The sequence below is a fragment of the Pseudomonadota bacterium genome, assembly GCA_039028935.1.
Classification (GTDB): domain Bacteria; phylum Pseudomonadota; class Gammaproteobacteria; order Steroidobacterales; family SZUA-146; genus SZUA-146.
Window position 1 is genome coordinate 11,648 of the sequence record JBCCHD010000007.1, and the last position, 24,488, is coordinate 36,135.

The 24,488-nt window shown below is 56.4% G+C and carries 15 protein-coding genes and 1 riboswitch; of the genes, 6 read left to right on the forward strand and 9 right to left on the reverse strand.

From position 1 onward, the window contains the following. Positions 1–95 precede the first annotated feature (95 nt). The 3 genes from AAF465_05035 to AAF465_05045 all read right to left on the reverse strand — a co-directional run bounded on the left by AAF465_05035 (position 96) and on the right by AAF465_05045 (position 6,696). Positions 96–4,163, reverse strand: coding sequence for a choice-of-anchor U domain-containing protein (locus AAF465_05035; GenBank protein MEM7082075.1), 4,068 nt, complete (start codon positions 4,161–4,163; stop codon positions 96–98). Between the two features lie 136 nt (positions 4,164–4,299). Continuing rightward, a riboswitch (cyclic di-GMP riboswitch) is annotated at positions 4,300–4,389 on the reverse strand. 546 nt (positions 4,390–4,935) lie between these two features. After that, positions 4,936–5,373, reverse strand: coding sequence for a DUF4440 domain-containing protein (locus AAF465_05040; protein ID MEM7082076.1), 438 nt, complete (start codon positions 5,371–5,373; stop codon positions 4,936–4,938). A gap of 96 nt (positions 5,374–5,469) precedes the next feature. Further along, entirely contained in the window at positions 5,470–6,696 is a 1,227-nt protein-coding gene (locus AAF465_05045) for an NAD(P)/FAD-dependent oxidoreductase (protein ID MEM7082077.1), read from the reverse strand. Positions 6,697–6,948: 252 nt separating this feature from the next. On the opposite strand from AAF465_05045, the gene AAF465_05050 reads away from it, so the two are divergent. Both AAF465_05050 and AAF465_05055 read left to right on the forward strand, forming a co-directional pair. Next, the gene (locus AAF465_05050) at positions 6,949–7,911 is read left to right on the forward strand and encodes a carbon-nitrogen hydrolase family protein (GenBank protein MEM7082078.1); all 963 of its coding nucleotides are present in this window, start codon (positions 6,949–6,951) and stop codon (positions 7,909–7,911) included. 8 nt (positions 7,912–7,919) lie between these two features. Further along, the gene (locus tag AAF465_05055; GenBank protein MEM7082079.1) at positions 7,920–10,463 is read left to right on the forward strand and encodes a serine/threonine-protein kinase; all 2,544 of its coding nucleotides are present in this window, start codon (positions 7,920–7,922) and stop codon (positions 10,461–10,463) included. Here AAF465_05055 and AAF465_05060 read toward each other — a convergent pair. Next, the gene (locus AAF465_05060; protein ID MEM7082080.1) at positions 10,448–11,242 is read right to left on the reverse strand and encodes a dimethylarginine dimethylaminohydrolase; all 795 of its coding nucleotides are present in this window, start codon (positions 11,240–11,242) and stop codon (positions 10,448–10,450) included. The two genes, AAF465_05055 and AAF465_05060, sit on opposite strands and share 16 nt — an antisense overlap. A gap of 22 nt (positions 11,243–11,264) precedes the next feature. Next, the gene (locus tag AAF465_05065) at positions 11,265–11,534 is read right to left on the reverse strand and encodes a hypothetical protein (GenBank protein ID MEM7082081.1); all 270 of its coding nucleotides are present in this window, start codon (positions 11,532–11,534) and stop codon (positions 11,265–11,267) included. A gap of 176 nt (positions 11,535–11,710) precedes the next feature. On the opposite strand from AAF465_05065, the gene AAF465_05070 reads away from it, so the two are divergent. Further along, positions 11,711–16,255: an RHS repeat-associated core domain-containing protein gene (locus AAF465_05070; protein MEM7082082.1), complete on the forward strand. Its 4,545-nt coding sequence runs from the start codon at positions 11,711–11,713 to the stop codon at positions 16,253–16,255. Between the two features lie 66 nt (positions 16,256–16,321). Then, the gene (locus AAF465_05075; GenBank protein ID MEM7082083.1) at positions 16,322–16,636 is read left to right on the forward strand and encodes a hypothetical protein; all 315 of its coding nucleotides are present in this window, start codon (positions 16,322–16,324) and stop codon (positions 16,634–16,636) included. A gap of 134 nt (positions 16,637–16,770) precedes the next feature. On the opposite strand, the gene AAF465_05080 is transcribed toward AAF465_05075, so the two are convergent. The 4 genes from AAF465_05080 to AAF465_05095 form a co-directional block, all read right to left on the reverse strand. Further along, complete coding sequence (locus AAF465_05080) at positions 16,771–18,540, reverse strand: serine hydrolase (protein MEM7082084.1); 1,770 nt, start codon at positions 18,538–18,540, stop codon at positions 16,771–16,773. 292 nt (positions 18,541–18,832) lie between these two features. Further along, positions 18,833–20,155 (reverse strand): amidohydrolase, encoded by a 1,323-nt coding sequence (locus AAF465_05085; protein ID MEM7082085.1) that lies wholly within the window; start codon positions 20,153–20,155, stop codon positions 18,833–18,835. Positions 20,156–20,358: 203 nt separating this feature from the next. Beyond that, complete coding sequence (locus tag AAF465_05090; GenBank protein MEM7082086.1) at positions 20,359–21,141, reverse strand: PEP-CTERM sorting domain-containing protein; 783 nt, start codon at positions 21,139–21,141, stop codon at positions 20,359–20,361. 265 nt (positions 21,142–21,406) lie between these two features. Continuing rightward, complete coding sequence (locus AAF465_05095) at positions 21,407–22,117, reverse strand: hypothetical protein (GenBank protein ID MEM7082087.1); 711 nt, start codon at positions 22,115–22,117, stop codon at positions 21,407–21,409. Positions 22,118–22,435: 318 nt separating this feature from the next. Here AAF465_05095 and AAF465_05100 point away from each other — a divergent pair, with 318 nt between their 5' ends. Both AAF465_05100 and AAF465_05105 read left to right on the forward strand, forming a co-directional pair. After that, entirely contained in the window at positions 22,436–23,560 is a 1,125-nt protein-coding gene (locus tag AAF465_05100; GenBank protein MEM7082088.1) for a winged helix-turn-helix domain-containing protein, read from the forward strand. 196 nt (positions 23,561–23,756) lie between these two features. Beyond that, positions 23,757–24,464 (forward strand): DsbC family protein, encoded by a 708-nt coding sequence (locus AAF465_05105; GenBank protein MEM7082089.1) that lies wholly within the window; start codon positions 23,757–23,759, stop codon positions 24,462–24,464. Positions 24,465–24,488: the final 24 nt, after the last annotated feature.

Genomic DNA, 24,488 nt, shown 5'->3' on the forward strand with positions numbered 1-24,488 from the left:
AGTCGGTTGAGTGACGGGCTCGGGGACGAATAAACAGCCAAAAAAAAGGCCGAGAGGGTTATGTCTCGGCCTTTCGTGGTTGGTGTCGTGCTTGATTAGGTGCGCAGGCGCTGTCGTCGGCGGAAGAGGGCCAGCAACCCAACACCACCCAGCAGACCCAGTGCGCCACCGCCGCCACCTTCACCGCCGCTCGCCGGTGGCGAGGCGGGAGGCGGGGTTGAAGGCGGTGGTGTTGTCGGTGGCGGTGTGCTTGCCGACGCGGCAACCACCGGACCACTTGGGTCGACGATGACACCATTGACCGTACCGTCTTGGTCACCGATGCCGCCGTCGATCAGACGCACCGTGGCGGTGTTGCCGCTGTAGGTAACGTTGGTGGAGTAATCGCTGAAGATACCGGTCGCTTCGTCGTATTTTTGCCACCCGCTGTTCGCGTCGTAGGTGTCGGGCAGATAGACCGTGACGTTGACCTGTGCTGGATTAGATAGATTAACCGGCAGGTTCTCGACTCGGAAACTAAACATGCCGAGCGGCACTTCCTCGTCATTACCGAGGTTGACATTGGTCGCTAGCGAGTTGGGTACGGAGGTGTAACAACGTACGCTTCCGACATTGCTTGTTAGTCCCACAACACTGCCACCTTGCGCGTCGAGTAGGTTACAGATTCCTTCGTTTTGATCGGGCACGCCGTTATTGTTGGCATCTGGATTGCCCGCCACCTGATAGCTGTCGTTAATGAAGTTGCCATCGGCATCATTGGCGTAGGCGGTTTCCGCGATGAGCGTCGCGGTATCGGACCACGGAGACGCCGAGTTCGATACGTCGAAATGTCGCGTGCGCAGATAGTACGTCTGTCCCGGATCGAGCACACCCATCGGCACCATCATTGAGGTGGAGCCACTGACGTCGCGATCAAAAACAATGTTGGTGAAGTTTTGATCATGGGCAATTTGCCACTGCGAATAGAGCAGGGCATTACCATCGGGATCGCTGTAGCCACCCACCGGTTCCAGTTCGAATGAGCCAAGATTGGCTGCCCGTTCGTTGGCGACCTGTGGCTGATTTGGTGACGAGGTGCCCGAGAAGCTCAGTGGGTCGCGCGGGTCGCTGCCGCCTGCCACTTCGTCGCCATCGGTTTGGCCATCACCATCGGTGTCGTCACGACCCGGATCGGTGCCATTCACATACTCTTCTTGATCGGTGAGTCCATCGGAATCGGAGTCCTGCGTGCCGTCGCTTTGCAGTGAGCCGAACAACGCTTGCTCCCACACGTCTGGCATACCATCTTGATCACTGTCTTCAAAGGAGACCGTCAGGCTCTCGGTAGTCGCACCGAACCCGTTAGAGCAGGTGAGCGTGTAGGTCTCGGATACATTGATCGGCCCAACAATTTGAAAGCCCGCGATGTTCTTGGCGCCGTTCCAACTGCCGCTGGCATTACACGACACCGAGTCTTCGGTATTCCAGATGAGCACAACGGTGGCCGAAGGCGTGCCGAGCGACAGCGGTGACAAGGTCAAATTGATGGTTGGCGCGTCGGCAGCCGCCTGCACCGCGACCTGAACGGTTTCGGAGCTGGTGCCTCCCTCGCCCGTGCAGCTTAGTGTAAACGTTGACGACTGCTGCAGATTGCTGATGGTCTGCTGGCCAGAAACGCTACGGGCGCCGGACCAATCGCCCGATGCCTGACAACTCTGCGCGCCAAACACATCCCAGTTGAGTGTGATCGATGCGCCGGTGACCACCGAGCTACTGCTGGCACTGAATGACACTTCTGGTTCAGGCGTGGGCGGTGGCGGTACTTCGCCACCTGGGGCCGCGATGTCATTGAGTGACACGATGACTTCATCATAGAGCGTGTAGGTGTCTTGACGGCTTGCGTCGGGCTGCTTGCCCGTATCATAGGGCAGAAGCCAGAGTGCGTTGTGCGCCGGACCGTTACCCAGATCGATGTTGTCGCGATCGATGATCAGGTCCCAATCCCCGCCTTCGCGTGCCGCCCACACCTTCACATGCGTGTTCGCGGTGCCGGTGCCTTGACTGCCCAGCTTCACGTAGGTCTTAAACGAAATCCACTCGTTGGGGTAATAGATGAATGCACCCGTCAGCGGGTCAGGTGTACCGGTGCCGGAGCCGTAGGAGTACAGCCCGCCGTAGCGTGCGCGGTCGTTTTCGCAAGCGTTACCGACGGATTGCGGACCGCGATCAACCGCGTTTTGATGACGGAAATCGGTGCTAGAACAGGCGGTCGCGGCGCTGACTTCCCAGCTGGGATACGCCCCGTTGGAGTTGCGGTTGTAGCCCTGCACAATGCCGCGGTAGCGGTTGTTGTGAAGCACGACCTCGTTGAGTTGGTTCGAACCACACTCGTTCGTCTGGCAGTCTTGATTGACGCCGTTCATTTCGTACGCATTACGGCTGATGATTGACTGCTTCCAGCCGCCACCGCCGTTGAACACGTGCGTTGCAAAATACGCTGGGAAATACTGTCGATAGGCGACGTAAAATTCATCGCCTTCCACGAACTCCCGCTGATCTTCCGATAGCCAGCGTCGCCAACTACCCGAGGCCGCACCATCGGTTTTGAGGATGTCCATCCGCAGCGCGCCGTTACCGGAAGCAACGTTGTTGGTTTCCCATTTCACGTTGTCTTGCGAGTTATCCAAGTGCTTCCAGTTGTGCACATCACCTGAGGCGTCAAAGCGTGTGGCCATCAGCACGCCGGGTGCGGTGGAGCGCGCTTCCCAATCCGATTCGTCGGAGGGTGGTGGCGGCGCGCCGTCGCTTACGTTCACCGACACCGAATCAGTGGCCTCGCCGCCGGCCCCGGAGCACGACAGCACAAAGGTGCTGCTGGTCTGTAAATTGCTAATGGTCTGACTGCCCGACACGGACTTGTTGCCGGACCAACCGCCGGATGCGACACAGCTGCTCGCGTTAGTGCTCGACCAGGACAGCGATACATTATCGCCGGCATCGACGTTGCTGGCGCTCGCTGTGAGGTTAACGGTGGGCACTTGTGGAGGCGGCGGTGAGCCGCCGCCCGTTGGCTTGTACACGTAGACGTTGCGGTCAACTTGGTTAACCAGCACAAAGCCACCGATCGACGGCGCATAGCGGAAGCGGCCAAACGTGCCGTTGAGGCTGGTTGAGCCTGGCGAGGCCGAACCGGGTGGCGTCACGCGTGTGACGGCCATGGTTGCAGCATCGATGATGTACACATCTTTGCCACCCAGCCAAGCCACGTAGTTGTCGTTCACCGGATCATAATCGAGGCCGATCTGACGCGCGCTCGCCAGAGCATTACCGCCTGTTCCCGTGAACGTTGAGTTGTTCATGAGGTTTTGATTGGTTGGGGTGGACTGACTGAGGTCCCAAATGAACGCTTGAGGATTCGAGCCACCGAGAACCAGCATTTTGTTGCGAGCCGTATCAATCGCGCTGGTGGCATAAATGTGGATCGCTTTCTCGGCAAGATACGAATGCGTATTGGTGCTGGGGTTGTACTCATAGAGACGCCCGCCCAGCGAGCGGTGGTAATACACCTTGTCCGTGATGCGATTGTAGGCCGAATAGCCGACCACCATGGCGCCATTGTTGTCGCCGTCGGCACCCCGCGTCCATTCTAGATTGCTGTTGTCGAAATCAAGACGCCAGACTTTCGAGTCGCCGCTTGAACCACCCGGACTCTTTGCGTAGGACGATGTCGATAAAAACATGTTCTGTGACTCGACAAACACAATCGAGTTGTAAGTGTGGCGCGAAACGGGACGACCATCGGGATATTGCCCGGCAGATTCGTGCGAAGACGTGGCGCTGTAGGGCGATGGCGGCATGATCATCTCCCACGACTCGGTGTCGAGATCGAAGGCATACATATCATTGCCGTAGTAATCGTTGTGACCCCCGCCCCATACAATTAGGCGGTTTTGCACGGTGTCGAAGACCCCACCGTTCCACGCATCCATCAATGCCGAGAAACCCAGCGTGCCAGAGTAATTGCAGTTATTACTCGGGCAAGGGTTAATCGCATCGAGGCGGGAGCTCGGTACTTCGTACCACTGGCCTGGCGTCAGGCTATCGGCCAGATCGGCGTGGGAAGAGACGGCGAATAACGCCAGTGAAAACAGGGTAAATCGGGCAAACGCTTTAAATGAGTACATTAATCATTGATCTCGGGGTATCGTTTTGACACTAATCAAATGACTCTGTCGCAGCCGCCGAATCGAATGACACGTCGTTGTTGTTCACGTGTGTACCGATGTTCAACTTGGCACGTTCCCGTGTTCAAGTTGCTTCATTGGCAGCCCCGCTGTCATAGAGCGCGATGCACTCCTTAGACCGGTGGCTTTGCGACCTCGTCTTTCAACGAGTGAGCCTTTATCAACTAGCGAATATTATGAGGCCGGGACAAGGCAAAAAGTGTGACGTTGATCACGTAACCCAGCGCCGCCAAACGGTACCCGCAAAGTTGACAAAACGTGCTGTATTTATCCTTAAATTTCGGTGTGCGAAACGTTGGACGATGCCAAGAGTGCACACAGCGTTGAACCGAAACAAGCGTCGCAATTTGACGACAATTTTTAACGCGTTGGCGCGATGCGTGCATCGCTAGCGCCCTGTATTCCGTGAGGAAAGTACCTTGTTTTAAGGCCTGTGGCTAACCGGGCCCATGGCCCGAAATGTCGCATATGGAGGGATTTGGCCAACGTTGAGACTGAACAATAATCGAACGTACGCAGGGAGCGGGTTAGCGGGCGTTCAGCGTGCTTACGATAACGCTTCAATTAATGCCTTTAAATGCTTGATAAACGAACCTCAAATCGGCCATTTTGACGCGATCTTCTCATGTTTAAAATTTTTATAACGTTTCGCTCGATTTAACGTTTTTTCGTCGCGTGGGGGCGGTTAGCAAAAAAGTCTGGGTAATCGGCGCTAATCGACCGCCGTAAAATGTCCGTGTATACATAACCAGCGATCATTTTCGCGCACAAAAATGCGCGTGGACTTGCCACGACTGGTCCATCGCTCACCGTCGGTGTAGCCCGCGTCGGTCCAATAGTAGGTTATCCAGGCTGTATCGCCTCGCACTGTCACGCTGGGATCGTGCATCTCGGTCTGAACACGCTTTGCGCGTCCCACCCAGTCGGTCATCGCACGAAGTTCGAGCGCCTTGCCCTCGGCCAGATACACGTCGCCTTCCCCGAATAAGGTGTAATCCGGATGGACGTAGGTGGCGTAAGTGTCGATATCGCCTTGTTCAAGCGCCGCCCACATCTCGGTGATTGCTTTTTCTATCAATGTTTCATCGGTCTGCGCGGTGGCGTTCAGTCCGATAAAAGCAACGAATACGAGTAGACTCAGTTTGTGCATGACGGCTCTCCTTGGCGGACGTGTTGCTGAGTGTAATCGCTGCCGACCCGCGAGCGCTACTGAGCGTTCAGGCGGGAATGACAACGACCGACCGGATCACGCTGAGGAGTCCGAGCCGAGTTGAAGTGTCTTGAGTGGCCGAGTTAAGAGACCCGTCACCAGACCGGCAACCAGCTGGCGTATACCGGGCAAACGCGACAGTGGGTCGAACATCAGGTCGCGAAGGGCCGCGAGGACGCGGCTGTCAGATTGATAGAACGGTGTGAGACTCAGGCTGGCCAGTTGAAATAAACGCACGTGCAGTCGTCGTAGGTTCGCGTAGCGTTTCAGCGCCGACTCGATGTCTTCGGCGTCGGTGCCGGCGCCCTCGAGTGCCAAGCCAAGTGCCCAGGCATCGAGTAATCCCATATTGGCGCCCTGGCCCAACTGCGGACTGGTTGCATGCGCGGCATCGCCAATAAACACCAATCGTTGGCCATACGGATAGCGAAGTGTGTGATGCCCATACCGCGCAAACGTCATCTGATCTGGGTGATGAATTTGCTCGAGCAGCACCTCGGTGTCGGGCCAAATCGCGCGTACCTGTGCTTTCCACTCGTCTAGGCCTGCCGCACGCCAGGTGTCGATCGCGTCGTTGCGCACGCTCCAAAAAAAGGCCGCCTGATCGGCGTTGGCGTTGGCATGACGACCGATCGGCAGCACACCGATCATCGTATGCGCCGCCACGTATCGCTGATGCAGCTTATGCGGTTCAAACACCCCCTGGGGCCAGTCCAGCGTGCCCCAAATGGCACCGTATTGAAGCGCCCGGCGTGTTGGCGGGGTGCGCGCATACGGATGCAGAGGACTTCGACTTCCGGTGGCGTCGACGCAAAGATCGAATGCACGTGACTGAACGCCGTGTTGATCGACAAGCGATACGCGTGCGCTGTTGTCAACCAATTGTTGAATGTCGGTGGATGACTGAACGGTAATGCCGAGCGCATTGACCCGTGCATACAGCACGTCAAACAACGCGGCTCGATGCACGGCCAGACCCTGTGTGTCGATGCCGAGCGCCTGATAGTCGACATTGAGCACCCGCTTGTGTCGAGGCATCGAATGACCGGTGAGCACGTTGATGCGATGCCCCAGTGAAGCAATGTCGTCGCGCAGGCCCAGCGCATCCATCACCGCCAGTCCGGTGGGCTGCAAAATAATGCCTGAGCCCACGGCCTGTGGTGCGTCGAAGCGCTCGAAAAGCGATACGGTATGGCCTTGCGCCTGAAGCACGAGTGCCGCCGCGAGGCCGGACGGCCCGCACCCACAGATGGCAATGTCCAAGGTCTTGCTCCACCGCGGAAAGCCCTATTTTACCCCGCGATGAGCCCAAATACTGTGTTTCTACGCCTGATCCTGAGTAGACTGTCGCGCATAATCGTCGGTGCGGTCGAACGGGGTTGCGGTGCGCGCGGTAGGTCGTTCGCTCAAAAAGCCGCAGAACGCGGCATGGGCTATCTTAATGGTGTGGACGGTGACACACGGATCGCCAACAATACGTACACTCAAGATCGTCCGACTAAGCAGAGACTAACGATGAGAAACATGGATACAGTGACGGTAGGCCTTGCTCAGATCGCGCCGGTATGGCTCGATCGAGCGCGCACACTCAACAAGGTGATCGACTGGGTGCAGCGTGCGGCCGACGCCGATTGTGAGCTGGTTACCTTCGGCGAAACGCTGGTACCGGGCTATCCCTTTTGGTTAGCCTGCACCGACGGCGCACGGTTTGAGTCGGCGCTGCAAAAAGACATTCACGCGCACTATCTCGATCAAGCGGTGTGTATTGAACACGGTCATCTTGACGAGCTGGCGGAAGTCGCGGCGGATCGCAACATTGACGTGATGGTGGGCTGCTACGAACGGCCCGCTGATCGCGGTGGGCACACCGGCTATGCCTCCCTCGTGCGGGTCGATCGGTTTGGCAACGTCGCGAATAGCCATCGTAAACTCATGCCGACCTATGAAGAACGGCTGGCTTGGGGCACGGGTGATGGTGATGGCCTACGCGTGTTTCCGCTGGGACCGTTCACGGTCGGCGGGCTGAACTGTTGGGAAAACTGGATGCCGCTGGCTCGCTCTGCCCTGTATGCGCAGGGCGAAGACCTGCATGTTGCGCTGTGGCCGGGGGCCAAACGCAATACCATCGACAACACGCGGTTTGTGGCCAAAGAGTCGCGCTCGTGGGTGTTGTCTGTTTCTGGGCTCATGCGTCACGCCGATATTCCCGAGGATATGCCGGGGCGCGATCTCATCATCGATAGCACGCCGGCTCTGATGTCCGATGGCGGTTCCTGTATCGCCGGTCCTGACGGCGAGTGGTTGATCGAACCCCAGGTGGGGGAAGAAGACCTGCTGGTCGCAACGCTCGATCACACCGCCGTGCGGCGAGAGCGTCAAAATTTTGATCCTTTTGGGCACTACTCTCGACCAGATGTGCTGACGCTGTCGATCAACCGTGCGCGACAAACTGGTCTTGATATAAACGACGATTCCTGAGGGCGCGGATGACCACGGAAGGCGATAGTTCAGACGGCGCGAAGCCCACCTCAGTCGACTCACCGGTCAGCAACGGCGCTGACCTACAGCGCGTGCTCGCGTTGTGTGACGAGGCGTTGCTTAAACCCGAGGAAGAGCGCGCCGACTTTGTGGCGGACGCGTGTGGTGACGACGAGTCGCTGCGCCTCTCGGTCAATTCCCTGCTGATGTCGGTGGGCGCGTCCAGCGCTTTTATGGAAGTGCGCACAGAAGAGAACTACGCGTCGCTCATCGGGCAGCAGATCGGTGACTATCGCATCCTTGAGCGCTTGGGCGAGGGCGGGATGGGTAGCGTGTACCTGGCGGAACGCGAAGGCGGTGAGTTTGAGCAGCGAGTCGCGATAAAAATCGTGCGCCGCTATATGATGAGCCAGGAGCTCGTTCAGCGTTTCGACTCCGAGCGCCAGCTCCTCGCTGGGCTTCACCATCCGTATGTTGCGCAACTCATTGATGGTGGCACGACCGACGACGGTGTGCCGTATCTGGTGATGGAGTACATCGACGGTCAACGCATCGACGAGTATTGTGACGACAATACCTTTACGCTCGATCAACGCATTGAGCTGCTCAAAAAAGTCGCAGTGGCGGTTCAGGCTGCGCACAAAAACCTTATTGTTCATCGCGACCTGAAGCCGGCTAACGTGCTCGTTACTCACGATGGCATTCCAAAGCTCCTCGACTTTGGTATTGCCAAGCTCATTGACCCAGCTGGAAAGCCGGCCGCTGGCCACACTACGATGTTTGGCCACATGCCGATGACACCAGATTATTCCAGTCCCGAACAGATTCTTGAGGGTACGGTGACCACAGCCAGCGATATTTATTCGTTAGGTGTGTTGGCGTATGAGTTACTCACCGGTACCCGACCCTACACGCTCAACGCCAACAGTCATCCGCGGCTCATGAAATCGGTGGAAACGCTGTCGATTGAAAAGCCCAGTGGTCGCCTCGAGCGCCGGTCTCGCGATGAACAAACGATTTGGGCGTCTCGTCGATCCACGTCGCCACAGCAGTTGGTGAAAGATCTCGCGGGCGATCTCGATCGCATTTTGCTTAAAGCGCTCCACAAAGACCCGCAACAACGCTACGAGTCGGTCGACGCGTTTGTTCGTGATCTCGATCGCTATTCAAACGGTTTACCTGTCGAGGCACGTGACGATACGCTGGGCTATCGGGTGTCCAAGTTTGTTGGGCGCAACAAACTCAAAGTCGGCGCCGCCACGGTAACCATGCTGGCGGTAGTGGCCGGGCTTGGCTTTTCACTTTGGCAGGCGGGCATAGCGCGGGACCAGTCGATTAAAGCCCAAGCGCAGCTTCAGCGCGCTGAAGCGGTCAGTCAGTTCTTAGGGGATGTGCTGCTTTCACCCAGCGTTAACTGGGACGGTGCCCTGCAAGCTGGTCCGAACGCCCGCATTGCGGACGTGCTGACACTGGCAGACAAAAAGCTCGACAGCGAGCTGGAAGACTATCCCGAAGTACGCGTCGAGCTGTATCACAAAATCAGCGAGGCGTTGGGCGCGGTGGATCAGATGCAGGCATCGCTTGATGTACAAAACAAAGCGTTTGCGCTCGCCGAAGACACATTACCTCGTACCTCGCCGCTGCGGGTCGACGCCTACTATCGGCTGGCCACGTCGTTGTCTGACGTTGGCCAACTGGATGAGGCAATCGGCGTATTTGAACAAGGTCTTGCGCTGGCCGATGAGCAGAGCGACACGCCCACGCTGATCAAGCTGTACCTTATGAACGACTTGGCGCTGACGTATGCCGAGGGTCATCAATACGAAAAGGCGCGCGTCATCATGCAGGACACGATTGATGCCGCGTCCGACGTTTTGGGGCCTGGCTTGCACCCGCCGCACACGCTTGGCTATGCCAATCTCGGTAGCATTCATATGGCGTTAGGACAATTGGATGTCGCCGAACGACACTACAAGACGGGGCTAGAGGCGCATGCGCTGTATCCAGATCAAACGCAGTCAATCGGCGCGATACTACACGAGCGGTATGCGCGCTTAGCGATTTTCAAACGCGATTACTCAGATGCCAGAGCGCGCTATGAAACCGCACTTGAGCTCAATAACGCAGCGTTTGGTATACCGAACACAACCTCTGCCGAAACCAAGATGCGCCTGGCGCACGTGTTGGTGTTTTTAGGTGAGCTTGATCAAGCGCGAGGTTATATCGATGAGGTAGAGCAAGACTATGGTGCTCGGTTGGACTACGATTCTGCGTGGATTTATCACTTGGCGTTAGGGCATTTGCGCCTGGCGCGTGGCGAAACAAAGCCAGCACTTGCTGCCGCGCGAAAGGCGATGGCGCTTGGGTACGAAATTGAAATGAGTCGGTTTGATCGCACCGACACCATGTGGTTGCTGGTCAGAACGTTACGGGCGAACGGCGAGTCCGCCGAAGCCGAGCGTGTGTATGGCGAACTCATCACCACCGAAAGCACGTGGATGCCGGAGGACACGGCCTACAAACGGTCGCTACGACGTCAGTCGATGGACTGACGGCGCCATCGGAGCGACATGCACGAGAGGCCGGCATCGATGCGGGCAATTTGTGTTGTCGCAAGCTCAACCAGAGCGTAACCGAGTCCGGCGAGCCGTTCGCTGGTTCGCGGGTAATCTCGGCTGACAAAGAGCGCGTCATTGATTCGTACGCAGTTTGCCGCCGCGTCTTCTCCTTGCGGCACTTCAATCACGTCAAAGCCACTGAACACACCCGATGCGGCGAGTCGCGACGTGCTGAGAATACGCGTTTCATCCAGTAGCGCGCAGTCCGATTTAAAATGGAGCACACCGGCTGGCGTCTGCACGATTTTGCTGTCTAATCCCAGTGTCGCGAGGCCGCGCTGTAGCGCTTCGGCACCGCGCCGGTTCGTGCGGCCCGACAGGCCGATCATGACGCCTTGAGGCGTTGTGAGTATATCGCCACCGTCGGCGACACCGTCTTCTAAGTCGAGCACGGTGGCGAAATGGTCGGTGAGCGTGTCGCGTAGCGTCTCGGCTTCGCCCTGTCTTGAGGGCGCGCCCGGATTGAGCAAAATGGCACCTTGCGTAAACACGAGAGCGGGGTCTTCAACGAACAGCGCGTCGGGAAAGGCTTCAAGCGCCGGGAGCTCAATCACCGCGAGGCCGGCAGCACGGAGGGCCGCCACGTAGTGCTGGTGTTCGTCAATCACCTGAAGGTAGTCCGGATTCGGACCGTTCCCGTCACGCAATCCTTGCACGACCGAGCGGGAGGGGGTGCGCACGATGGCGCTGTCGAACTGATAGGGCGTCATCATGGGCACTTTTTTGGCGTCGGGTTCATGAGCGTTTGATCTGCACCACGTTCATCACGTCCATCTCAATACCCGAAACGGTTTCGGTCGTCGGGTAGTACGTCACGTCGACGCGCGCACCTTTAAGATTGTGGTAGCGCTTGCGGCGCTTGTAGCGAAAGGGCACATCGCAGTCTTCGATGAGCACCGTATTAATAATCCACTCACCAGCGCTACGCTGCACATGCGAGACCACTTTTTTCATCGACGAATGGACAAGTTCCGGATGTTCGCTGAGCCATTTTTTCATCGACATCGTCTGTCAGCCTGTTCAAGCATACCGTCATTATGAGGCAGATCGGCAGCAAAATCAGGTGTGTGAATAAAGGCAGATTTTGGCCAGTTTTGTCGATTGGCCTCAGTCGCATGGCTTGATACACCTATACACACGCATATGGACATGCGGTGTACTACTTAATTCAAGGAAGAATCATGCATCTATTCACGCTTTTGCGCTCCAGTGCGCTGCTCGTAATTGTGTTGTTGCTGTCGTCACCGATAGTGGTAGCGGACGATCCCGGAGGGGACGGAACAGTGATCGAGGACATACTACTGCCCGAGCCGCGCTTAGGGCACTTTCCGGGGGAGAACATTGAACTGGCCTCATTGAAGCTCTCCTACGACTTCGAGGACGTTCGGATTCCGGGTCCCAACGGACTGGACATTGTGGTCGGGCGTAAGTACCGGCAGGCTGGCAGCAAAACGGTGACACACCTTGCGGGGTTTGGAGACAACTTTGAGTTCAAAGTGCCGTTTATTGCCGTGGCAGAAGATGTGCCCAATGGCAACACGGTGCCCCAAACCGGATACGAGTGCGTCATCGACGCATCGCGCTTTGGCATCCGCTTTTATATGCCGGATCAAACACTCACAACAGTCGGTCTTGCCAATGAAAGCCAGTTGCCTGCGGGCACATTGATGGCGTTCTCCAATCATTCGGTGTTTCTGTGTGAAAACGGCTTGCCCGTGGTGCGAAGTGCGGAGGGCATTCGTTATGTGTACGGCAAAAAACGCGATACCTCTGAATCGGGTCGAGAAGCCGCCACCCACTATCTGACGCGCATGGAAGATCGTTTTGGTAATGCGATCGACTATCACTACGCAGCCGATCTGACCGAGCCCTACGCAGTGGCACAGTTAGCAGCAATTTCCCGCAGCGACGGTGCGTTGGTGGAATTTACCTATCAGTCGCATTCGTCGATCAACACCATCTCAACAATAACTTACGGCGACCGGCAGCTGACTTATGCGTATGTCGATCCCGGTGCGCAGTCGAATTACACACTCGATAAGGTGTTTGACGAAGAGGGTCGTGTGACCGATTTCAACTACTATTCGGTGCACGGCTGGCTCGAATCCATCGAGTTTCCAAGCGGTGCCCGTGCCGAATACACCTACCAGGTGATCAACCCCGATCAGGGGCTCAACGGCCAGGTGCGTTGGAAGACCCTGAGTGGCCCAGATATGCCAACACGCCACTTCACCTATCATTATCAGCCACAAAGCGCATTCTACTTGCATCACGCCGATGTGTTTGAAACGGAAACGGACGCATTGGACGGCGATATTATCGACAAAGTATTCACGATTAAAAATCAGCCCGCCGGCCATCCGTTCACTGCAAATGAACAAGCGCTTCACACCGTGACGAACGGCACGGTTCGCCAGTTCCTCATTCTGCACGGTGGTACGCCGCAGATCGGTGGCGGCAACCTTATTTATTCGCTCTACAACGAGTGGGTACCGCATCGAGCAGGGGGAGTGGGGTGTCAAAAACACACACAAGCGTTCTTGCGTTATCGAGTATGTGCTCGACCACGACTGACGAAACAGATTCGCAAAGTATTCAACGGTATTGGGAACACCGAGAACACGTTTACTGCGCACACTCTGTCGTTCGACGCCTATGGCTTCCCAACGAAGACGCGTTACTGGGCCAATTATGACGACTGGGGTGGTGGATCAAAATACGTACGTAAAACGTATCTGCATGATCCGACCAATTGGCTGATTGGACTCGAACGTGCGACCTCGTTGTCATCGACCGATAGCCACTACACCGAGACGTTCCGCCGCGACTACTATTCGCCTACACACGCTTACAAGTCGCTGCCTCAGTTCGATGTTGAGTTCGGGCGTTGGGTCGTCAACTACCAAAGCTATCATCCTAGCGGCGAAGCACGGGATATACGGTACAACCAAAGTGATCGCGTCGAGCGAAGGCTGCAGTATAAGCGCGGTCAACCGCAGGAATATCAGTTACCCAACACGAACTCCACGGTCGGCGGTATGGTGTCGCGTTTCGCCCACGTAGACGATTTCGGCAACGTCATCCACGACATCGATTTTCGTGGCAATGAGGTGGTTTACGCCTATGACAAACTCAATCGACTCACGCACACCGATTATGGCGGCGCGACTTGGAATGATGAATCTACCGTCTATGACGATACGCAAAATCTCGAGGTGACGACCATCGGGAATCTGACCCGTCAACGCTACTTTGATGGTCTCGGTCGCACAACGATGACGCGCTCCGAGGAGACGGGCGACAGCAGTGTGCGCGTAACGGTTCGTCGTCAATACACAAAGCAAGGACAGCTCGCCTTCTTGTCGTTTCCAGATCACACGGAAGCGGCCGATGGTACGCGCTACACCTATGACGCGCTGGGCCGCAAAATCGAAGAATGGGATACAACCACCAATTCCACACGGACGTGGGCCTACCTGTCGGGACATCGCGTGCGTTATTTGGACGGTCTCGGCAATGAAACAGTGACCACATACGAGGCATACGGCACACCGCAGTATCGCTTGCCGGTACAAATACGGCAGGCCGTGTCGTTAGATTCAGGTGGGCCGGATATCGACTATTGCGGTGATCCGCCTGTGCCCTGTCGTTCATCCAATGATTCAACGTATATCGAAACCCGTCTCAGCTACGACCAATTTGGCAACGTCCGTTCCGTGATGCAAGCAGATCGGCTAATCGAATACCGCTACGACAACCACCAGAAACTCTGCCGAATCAGTCGCCCCGATGTTGGCGATACCACCATGGCCTATTCGGCCCAGAATCAACTTCTGTGGTCGGTTGAAGGGGCCAGTGGTAGCAGCAACACCTGCGGCAGCGAGAGCGACGTGGGCCGCATTCAGTATGTGTACGATGCGCAGGGTCGGCTTCACTATCGATTGGGTGCCAATCCCTATTTCATCGAACTCTACGGGCGCGACGCAAACAACAATGTGTTGGGGACGCTCGCAACCGATGGCATCGCCCGCTCGTACTTTTATAACGATCGGAACCAACCCATTCTCGAATATCACTTGGACACGGGTTCGCTGTTTCGTTGGTTGTACAACGCGAATGGCGATCTAAGCGCCATGGTGTATCCCAATGGCACGGTGATTAACTACGCCCCCGATGCGTTAGGTCGACCGACGCAGGCCGGTGAGTTAATCACATCAATTGACTATCACCCAACAGGGCAACCAGCGGCGATGACCTATGGGAATGGCTATCAGCGTACGATTGAGCATGCGCCGAGCGGTCGCATAGAGCGCATCACAGACGTTACACCAAACGGCAGCCTTCAATTTCGCCATACGTATCAGTATGACAAAGAAAATAACCTAAAGGGCATTGCCGATGGCGTCGAGCCGGCTTACAACCTGTCCGCGTTCAGCTATGACGGATTGGGGCGATTGACGGGTGTACGCGGTGTTTGGGGCAACAGTACGTTTGACTATGACGACACCGGCAATCTCACGCGACGCGTACTGGGTGCTCAAATAACCCACTACCAATACAACAGCAAATCTCAGCTTCTTGGTGTGAATGGCCACGTCAACAAGAGTTTTGCGTACGACGGACGAGGAAATGTGATCCATAATGGCACGCGCTCGTTTAGTTATGATCGTCGCAACCGACTTGTCTCGAGCGCCGGTGATCGGTTCTCATACGATGCACAGGGTCTTCGAGCCAGCAAGACGACGGGAATTACAACGAGTCACTATGGCTATTCTCTGGGAGGTGTGCTCTATCGATCCACCGATACGGATGGCCGTGCTACGGATTATTACTACATTGATGGCAATCTGATCGCTGAGCGCCGCGTTGAGTCCGATGCGGTGGAGTATATTCATACCGACAGACTGGGCTCGGTGAGCCTGCGCTCCGACCAGGACGGGCAGATCGTCAAGCGCACTCACTTTCAGCCCTTTGGGCAGATGTTGATGTCCAGTAATGACGATGAAACCGGTTATACCGGTCATCGACACGACAGCACACTCGATCTTGTATACATGAAGGCGCGTTACTACGACGCGTCGATTGGTCGGTTCTACAGCAGCGATCCAGTTGGGTTCAGAAAGTCCAACACAGCGTTATTCAATCGCTACGCATACGCCAATAATAATCCCTACAAGTTTGTCGACCTGATGGGCGAAGAGTCCTATCTTGTCAGTCGCCCGATCAACGACCCGATCGTTGGTCAGATTGCCAATCACAATTTTGTTGTCAGCCACGCCAGTTTCCCCGGCGATCCCAACGCGTTTGTGTATTCGTTTGGAAAACTTGCAAGCGGGGTTACCGGCCAGGTGACTGATACCACCACCGGTTTCTCAGCTGGCACTTACGCGACTGATCGCGAGGCGTGGCTCGCACTTGCCAGTCAATCGGAGCGGGCGGTCGCGCGATCAGCGACACGCATTAAGGCTGGAGATGATCGCGTTCAGTCGCTGGCTGAGAGCGTGGTTCTGGATACTTGGTACGATCCGCTGCCGCAGTTTACGCGCAACAAAACCAACAGCAATACCGTGGCATCAGCCGTCGCGGACACGGCCCAAGGTTCAAAGGTGGCTTTGCCGGACAACAATCGAGTCAGTCCGGGACACAATCAAACCGATCGTATTCGTTTCGAGGGTAAGCAGCTTCGAGGGGGGCGGCTGTATCGCATCGATCGTTACAACCTCTAGTGGCGGCGCGGCCCGTTGTCTGTCGCCGCACGACGGTGTGCGGTCTTGGTATAAGGAGAGTCTGTTATGCGTGTAATAGTGTGTCTATATCCGGCCGTGGCGTTTGCCAATGTCAGTTTTATGACGTTTGTGCTGATGCCCTCAATACGCCGTGAGCTGGGCTGGTACCAGGATGAGGGGTCTGGCGTTGTATTGATGGGGTTTACCTTGGGTTTACTCAGCGCGGTGCTGCTGGGTGCTGCGTTCAACCCGACGGTTAGATCAACCGGTAAAAACGTGATGGGCGCGCCTGTGTACCTGTTCAGCGTAGGGCTTCTCGCCGTGTATCTGGGGCTAATGTTCGTTGTGCTGAATCGAGTGTATCGGGTGGGCGGACTCTGACTCCTTCGCGGCCGCATGAGCACTGAGGGTTCGAGGCGTTGAATGGGCTCCCAACAATGAGTGACCCCACGCGCGAAGCGGCGAACGCCGTCTTGCGCGAGGGGCGCATTTCATTTAGCAGGTGGTGCGCGAGTCTAGAATTCTTCGGTCACAATGTCGATGATACGCGACATGGTTGAACCAAAGGCACCGGAGTCGATTCGGCCAGGGTTTGAGCTTTGAGTGTTAAGCATGCCCACCACAACGTATGCGCCACGATCGTCGGATTCCAACAGCCAGCCCAGCGTTAGCACTACCAGGCCTTGAGGATCGCCGAGGCTGCCCCCTTTGAACCACACGCGCTCCCAATTTCGTCGCGCCTGCCAAGCGCCTGCGTTTGCGCCATAGGCCAAATCAACCATGCGAAATTCATCGCTCTTGTCGTTGTATTGCCGCATGCCAGCGATGACCCGGCAGACGTCCATTGGACTGGCTTGCCAGGTACCATCCACCAGCACTGAGCCGTTTGCTTGCGGAAAGGCCGTGACCGGTCCAAGTGGCACAAGCACGTTATTCATGTAATCCACCTGCGCTGATTCGGTGCCATTGGCGTAGGCGAGGGCGTCAACCTCCGGCACGGTCCAATAGAGGTGGAAGGTTTCATTGATCGACAAAAAGGGACTCATCACGGAGGGCGTGGCATGGTTGAACGTAGACAATGACGCCTGGGCGGCAGTGCGGCCCACAAATTCGTGCAGATGATCGGTTGCCGTATTGTCACTGGTCCCCATCATCATATTGGCCATATCCGAAACTGAGAACAGAGCGCCGAGCGGCTCGTCATTTAAGGGTCCCGCGAACGGCACGATTTCATTGGCATCAAACACCATGTTCTGGTCAGGTGTAATGGTGCCGTCCTTGACCGCTTCAGCGGCCGCGCCCAATACCCATGCTTTAAAAATCGATCCTGTCGCACGCGGTGTATCCCGATTGATGCCGTATATCGGCGTACACACATTGTTGTCGATGCGTCCAACGAGTAAGGAGAGCTCTTCACCAAGTGATTCAGCCTGAGCACCCGCTTGGGCCAGCGTTAGGTTTTGGTCGCTAAGGAGTGTCGAGGATGGGTTTTGAGGAAAGTTCTGCACAAAAAAATACGTAATCTTGTTGTCGCTGAAGCGAATGCGAAGATCCACAAAGCCGGCTGTGCTGCCAGGGTTGGTAGGATCGCCGATCACTACTTGGGCCTGACGAGCGGTGACATTGATCGCTTCGATCACACGCGCATTCGGAAAACTTGTGCGAAGCGTGTCAAAAAAGGACTGCAGGCTGGCAAAGTCAAAACCTGGCACGAATCGCGCTTCGATATCGGCAAGCGATGTGCTGGGTAAAGAAAGTTGCGCCATGATCCATTCAAACTGATCGCCCACTGCGTAGTCCGGAAAGTCCGTCACGCCATTGGTCTCGGGGAAGAGCGGCTGTATGGGCATCGTTCGAGCGGGGTTAATCGGGAAGTCGTCATCAACGTCAGGCGTACCGTCATTGTCGTCATCGGTATCGGCGTTGTTACCGATGCCGTCGTTATCGGAGTCTGAAACTTCATTGGGGTCGAATGGGAATGCGTCCTGATCGTCAGGCACGCCATCGCCATCGGAGTCGGCTTTTGCGGCTGGCGGCAAGAACACGAAATCACCCAGGTCGTCATTGTTGAAGGGCGGTCGAGACGCAGTGCGACCGGTCGATGTTGCGCCCGCGCGTAATGTGGATGGATCCGTCTTTCGTGGACTTAATGTGTGCCGATATTCACTGCGATACAGGCGCGCTCCGTTTTCATAATCGGCTTGGTAGACTTCCGCCACCGCTGGCACCGCAATGGCGCCCATCCCCAGAACAATGCTTACCCACTGATTTTTCAAAATACGCATGACTCACCCCAACGATCGCTATGTCACTGACCCGACGCCAGATTCGCGCCGTGTCTATAAAGGCGTAAGACCCTAAAAAATCGGTTCAAATCGAGGCCCTGCGTCGCCGCACAAACCGGCGTAGTGCCGTTGTGAATTGGCAAGGCAAACCTCATTTACTATTTATATATCAGTATCTTAGGTTTTGTTGAGCGGATATCGGACGGCCTTAACACCCGCTTCCCTCCTCGGGTGAGCAGGCCGCCGCCGCATCCCTGGTGGATCGACAAGATCACGGTCGATGAACGGTCGGTCAGGACGTCGGCATAAGATCCATTAGGATGTGCACGGTGGCTTCTACGCCGCTTCGAACCGATGGCTCGGGTGATATTTTAAACAGCGGGCTGTGGTGGCTGGCGACTGGTGGACCGCCATTTTTAGCCGCTTCAAAGTCCGCTCTCGGCGTGCCGCCCACGCTAAAGTACACGCTGGGAATGTAGGGGTCGGTGGTGAAAAATCCGAAATCCTCGGCGCCCATACCTCCCCCTTCTCGCGGTGCCAGCAGCATCTCTTCGCCCATCTGCTCAACGAGTACGCCGCGCACGTGACGCGCCATCGCTTTATCGTTGAAGGTCGGTGGATAGGAAAACTCACTCACCACCACATCGGGCAACTTGTCCTCGGGCATACCCGCCGTACGAGCAGTGCCTTTGGCAACGCGGACAATTGCGCTTAGCAACTGGTGACGCACGCGAGGATTGAGACTCCGCACAGTGAGCTGTAGGTCGGCGCGATTGGAGATGATGTTGTGTTTGGTGCCGGCGTGAAACGCGCCCACCGTGATCACCGCCGAATCGCGAGGCGCGATCTCACGGCTGACAATGGTTTGGAGATTCAGCACGATCTGCGATGCGATGACCACCGGGTCTTTGCCTTGGTGGGGAGAGGCGCCGTGCGCCCCGATACCGTGCACCGTAATGTCTACGGTGTCAGCACCGGCATACGGAGAGCCTTCGGATACGGTCACTTTACCCGCTTCTGAATTCGCATCCACGTGAAACGCCAACGCATAGTCCGGTTGGCCGAAACGGTCCCAGATATTGTCCGCCATCATAGCCGAGGCGCCGGGACCACGTTCTTCGGCCGGTTGTCCGATTAGCATGAGTGTGCCAGACCACGCGTCTTTATTTTTGGCCATATAGCGTGCGGTGCCGACCAGCGCGGTGATGTGCACATCGTGACCGCAGGCATGCATGACGCCGACTTCATTACCGTCCCAATCAATTTGGGTCGCCGTGGACGCGTTGGGTAAACCAGAGGCTTCAACAACCGGGAGACCGTCCATGTCCGCTCGCACCATGACCATGGGCCCTTTGCCGTTTTTCATGATCGCAACGATGCCCGTGCCCCCAATGTTCTCGGCGACGGTGAAGCCCGCGCTACGCAGTTCTTTGGAGAGGCGCGCGGCGGTTTTATGCTCCATGAGTGAGAGTTCTGGGTTGCGATGGAAGTGATCCCAAAGTGCCGCAAGATGATTGTCGTAGTCGCTGGCAATCGCCTGTGTGTAGTCGATGGCCTGCGCAGGCAGGGTGAGAACCGCAAATAAGGCGGCCAACGAACTCAGTAAACGTGGCATGGTGTTAGATCCTTAGAAGCGCATAGAACGAAAAAAGCCCGCATCATCGAAGACGCGGGCTCTAGATTAGCACGTCTGAGCGCGGCCGCCGCAACCCCCTAAGAGCGCGGATGGCGGGCATCGTCTCGTCGTCAAAGTGGGGCGAAAACGGATTCTTCAGCCCGCCACACCAGGCGATGTGCGTTGATTAGCGTGCCGAATGGTTACCGGCGGCGAGTCGTTCCGATCAGCCCCAGGCCAAGCCCCATCAGCAGCAGAATCGATGGCTCGCTGACACTCATTACGTCGCCGTTGATAATGAGGTTTCGAAACGCGAAGGCCTCGCTACCGCCATTGGCTGACGCGGTTAGAAAAATCGACAGCGATGAGCCCGTGCCATCGATCAGACCAGAGAAATTAAGGAACGCGTTGCTCAACGACAGACCTTCAACAGTAAGCGGGTCATTGAGCGTAAAGGTATCGCCGTCTTCGAGCGTGTAGTCTTGGCTCAAGGCCTCATCGGTAATGCCCTCAAACAACATGATTTCGGCACCGCCATCGATGGAGTAACTCCAACTGAAAAAGTCAGAGTTTTCAAAATCGCCCATAGCGGCCATGTCGATCGACATCGACAGATTGCCGGCACCATTGATGTCAAACACCCATTCGGCAGTGACCGGCGCGTTGTTGTCCGAATTGACGGTATCCACCACACCAAAAAACGTGTCCATGTCATCCGCGCCGATAATGCCCTGTGTGTCGGGTGGGAACGAGCCATTGCTATCGTCGACGACGGCAAACGGAATGGACGCTGAGACGCCGCGTTGATAAATCTGGAAACCATCGCCGGCTGAGCCAAAGGCGTCGGTCCATGGGTTGTTGTATTCAGTCAGGTTCTGGCTGCCGCTGTTAACTAAGTCAAATGCGATAATGTCGGCGTTGGTGGTGCCAAGTGCTGATGCGGCAAGTGCCACAAGACCGGCGCGGACGAATGTCTGAACAGGCATGATGGAATCCTTAATCATTGAGTGCGAATCGGTGTCGATGAGGCGCGGACACGGGCCGCTGCCGTTTGACTTAATCTATTCAACAATTGTGCCAATCAGATATTCCTAACCTATTCAGTACACTAGTCAATCTGACGTGCGGGGCGCCGGGGAAAATGTAAAAGCAATCGACAAATTACGGGCTTGTATTTGTGCGTGAGAGGCGAATTGGTGATGGCGCTCTTCGATCGACTGGGCGAGCGAGCGGCCACGCGCGCGAGCGGTTCTACCGGCGTCGCCGTCTGCGTAAGTGCCGAGTCTTATATAAGCTATAAAACACGGCAAGCGGCCAGCAAAAAAACAGCAACAGGAAAAACAAAAGAAAGGAGAACGGGCGTTCGCCTCGTCGTATGGGCATGCCGTAGCGACGGCTGGCGGGCTCGTAGCCCCGCAGCTCCGCGATGGCCGCTTGTTTGAGCAGATTGAGCTGTCCGCTGGCGACGGGGGCTGAGCAATAGCTGCACCGCGGTATGTCCTCATCCGCCAGCGATACGCGAAGACCCACCGGTGCACCGCACGACTCGCAGGCGTCGACCATGACGTATTCGTCGTCAAGTCGACCGTCGGTAATCGTGTCGGTCTTTTTGTTCCACACGTAAAACCCCAACCCACGGGTGTTCAGCAACGTGACGGCTCGTTTGAGTTGTTCGCGTGTGATGTCGCTGTTATCAATCAGCTCGGCTACTTTGATCGATGTGTTGCGATACAGGATGCGCCAAACCGATAACGTGCGCTTTTCGACTTGCCGCACGCGTGCACCGATAAACCAAATTAAAACCGGCGCGATAAACAGAGTAAACGAAAGCGGATGTGTCCGGCCTAGGCTTAGTGCATCGGTAAGGACCAGCACCAAGGCCACGAACGAACCGATCGCACCGATCCGAATAAACCAGTCGTCGATGTGGAAAAAATTGTAGTTTGAATCCGGGGCGGTCACTGCCGTTCCATTTGTCGTGCCGATCAACACAGCATACACGGGATGATCGGATGGCCAAACACTTTACAGTGGTCAAGTTGTTGAATTAACAATTTATATTCGACCGCGTTAAGCGGATCTGTGACGGCAAGGCCTCCACGTATTACGTCAACTTCACCCGTGTGACGCGCAAACAGGCTACACTCTTTCCAGTGCGCAGTGTGTCTGAAGCACGCGATCGAGGCGCATGGCAAGCCGCTCGGTATTGGACGCCAACGCGATTTGACAACGGCCAACTTTAACAGACCGCGCTAATCAAAAGAGCTGATGGACACGACCATGACACAACAACACTTCGAGCAATACGTTTTCGACCGTCAGTCTTTCACGCTCACGCGCGCGGGCCAACCCGTTGAGCTGCGCCCAAAGACCATCGAATTGCTAAGCGTGCTCATTGAAAACCGGCGTCGAGTGATGAGCAAGCAGGCACTCATTCGCTGCCTCTGGCATACCGAGCATGTCACCGATCAAAGTGTGTTTCAGGCCATGAGCGAACTCCGCGCCGCACTCAAACCGCTCGACGCCATTCGCACGTTTCCCAATCGTGGCTATCGATGGGTGCTCCCAATTGAGACCGTTTCTTCCAAGGCGGCCACCCGAACTGGCCGTCGACCAACATGGTGGGCGGCGGCGGCAGTTGTGCTGGTTATGGGCGCCGTGGCCGCTTGGGTTCGTCCGATAGCGACCCACCACGCTGGCACGCCAAGCGTCTCGGCTCACACGTTACCGGCGCTTGCCGCCTTCAGTGAAGGCGCGGCGGCACTCCAGCGTGGTGATACGGCTCGAGCCCGGGCACTACTAACAATGAGTGTTGATGAGCGCCCTGATTTTGCTGAGGCGAGGCTTCTGCTAGCGGAAGCTACGCTGGCACATGGCGATGCGTTACAGGCCCGCCAGCAGGCTGGCAATGTGCTCAACGGTTTATCAAATGCCGATGTCTATGCACTGGTCACCGCCATGGATTTGATCAGTCGAGCGGATCAGCAACTTGGTCAGCTTCATTCGGCGCTCGAGTGGGCGGTGCGCGCGGCCGACCAAGCACAAGTGAATGGATATGAATGCACCGCGGCAGATCTGCAGGATCGAGTGCGCTTGCTCGTGCACGATCAAACCGAACGCGAGGCGCAGGCCAGTCCAGTATTGACCTCACCGTTGGCGCTTGCCTTCCTCCATCGCTGGCAGGAAACCGACGAGTCGACCGACACCCCTGAGCGGGACCCATTGTGGTCAGATGCTCGCGACACGCCGCATGAGTCGCTGGCCCAATTCTCTGAGCTGCCGTCGGCCAAGCGACCGGCGCACTGTGACCGTTATCGCGGCGAAACCAGTGACGTGGGGGCTCAGCCCACATCCATCACAGTGCTGCAGGCAGACTTGGCCCCCTATCCACGCCCTGTTGGTTAGTGTCATCGGGCGCTTTGCCTGTCTCGGTGTGTCTCGCCGGGCAGATCGCCACGGGACCGGCTTCGGGTTCAAGACCGATCGATTAACCTAAGCGACTGATTTGAGATCATTTTAGGTCGACTTACGCCAGAAAACCCGTTTTTTTGCTGGCGTTTCGCGTCTACTTCGTTGTTCAACCAACGGAGGTAACCCCATCATGTATCGATCCTTTTTTTTCGTGCTCGCGCTCGTGCTGTGTAGCACGCCAACCACCGCGTCCGATGCGATTCGAGCCGCCGTCGAAAAACGCCAGCCCAATGCGCAGGATGTCACCATTCGCCCGACGCCCATACCTGGCGTGAGTGAAGTGAGTATCGGTATGCAGGTGCTGTATATGTCCGAAGACGGTGCGTTCGCGTTAGCGGGACCTTTGTTGTCGCTGGCCGATGGTGCGAATCTCACTGAACAACGACTGGCGCAGGCGCGCCAAGCAGCGCTCGATCGCAGCACAGTATCGATGTTTCATTATCCCGCTGACACGCCGAAACACTCGGTAACCGTCTTTACCGACATCGACTGCCCGCACTGTCGCCGCTTTCACAATGAAGTGCCCGCCATGCAGGCGGCCGGTATCGACATTCGATATGTGTTGTTGCCTCGAGCGGGTAAGGGTTCAGCGTCCTATCAAAAGAGCATTAATGCGGCCTGCGCTGCCGACCCTGAAGCGAGTATTACGCGCGCCATGACCGGCAAGCAGCCAGCTGAGGCGACATGTTCACACCCCATTGATGGGCACTTGGCGTTGTCACGTGCACTGAATGTCAGCAGCACGCCGAGTATTGTTATGGATGACGGACAGCTTATTTTGGGTTATCACAACGCCGAACGCTTGCTTAAGGTCATTGCTCAACGCAAGGTGAAATGACGCGACCGGGCCGATTGTCCAACC

What these genes read in the sequence shown, in the direction of transcription:
- AAF465_05035 (MEM7082075.1), bottom strand. Translation starts at nt 4,163, where the DNA reads ATGTACTCATTTAAAGCGTTTGCCCGATTTACCCTGTTTTCACTGGCG.
- AAF465_05040 (MEM7082076.1), bottom strand. Translation starts at nt 5,373, where the DNA reads ATGCACAAACTGAGTCTACTCGTATTCGTTGCTTTTATCGGACTGAAC.
- AAF465_05050 (MEM7082078.1), top strand. Translation starts at nt 6,949, where the DNA reads ATGAGAAACATGGATACAGTGACGGTAGGCCTTGCTCAGATCGCGCCG.
- AAF465_05055 (MEM7082079.1), top strand. Translation starts at nt 7,920, where the DNA reads ATGACCACGGAAGGCGATAGTTCAGACGGCGCGAAGCCCACCTCAGTC.
- AAF465_05060 (MEM7082080.1), bottom strand. Translation starts at nt 11,242, where the DNA reads ATGATGACGCCCTATCAGTTCGACAGCGCCATCGTGCGCACCCCCTCC.
- AAF465_05065 (MEM7082081.1), bottom strand. Translation starts at nt 11,534, where the DNA reads ATGTCGATGAAAAAATGGCTCAGCGAACATCCGGAACTTGTCCATTCG.
- AAF465_05070 (MEM7082082.1), top strand. Translation starts at nt 11,711, where the DNA reads ATGCATCTATTCACGCTTTTGCGCTCCAGTGCGCTGCTCGTAATTGTG.
- AAF465_05075 (MEM7082083.1), top strand. Translation starts at nt 16,322, where the DNA reads ATGCGTGTAATAGTGTGTCTATATCCGGCCGTGGCGTTTGCCAATGTC.
- AAF465_05080 (MEM7082084.1), bottom strand. Translation starts at nt 18,540, where the DNA reads ATGCGTATTTTGAAAAATCAGTGGGTAAGCATTGTTCTGGGGATGGGC.
- AAF465_05085 (MEM7082085.1), bottom strand. Translation starts at nt 20,155, where the DNA reads ATGCCACGTTTACTGAGTTCGTTGGCCGCCTTATTTGCGGTTCTCACC.
- AAF465_05090 (MEM7082086.1), bottom strand. Translation starts at nt 21,141, where the DNA reads ATGCCTGTTCAGACATTCGTCCGCGCCGGTCTTGTGGCACTTGCCGCA.
- AAF465_05100 (MEM7082088.1), top strand. Translation starts at nt 22,436, where the DNA reads ATGACACAACAACACTTCGAGCAATACGTTTTCGACCGTCAGTCTTTC.
- AAF465_05105 (MEM7082089.1), top strand. Translation starts at nt 23,757, where the DNA reads ATGTATCGATCCTTTTTTTTCGTGCTCGCGCTCGTGCTGTGTAGCACG.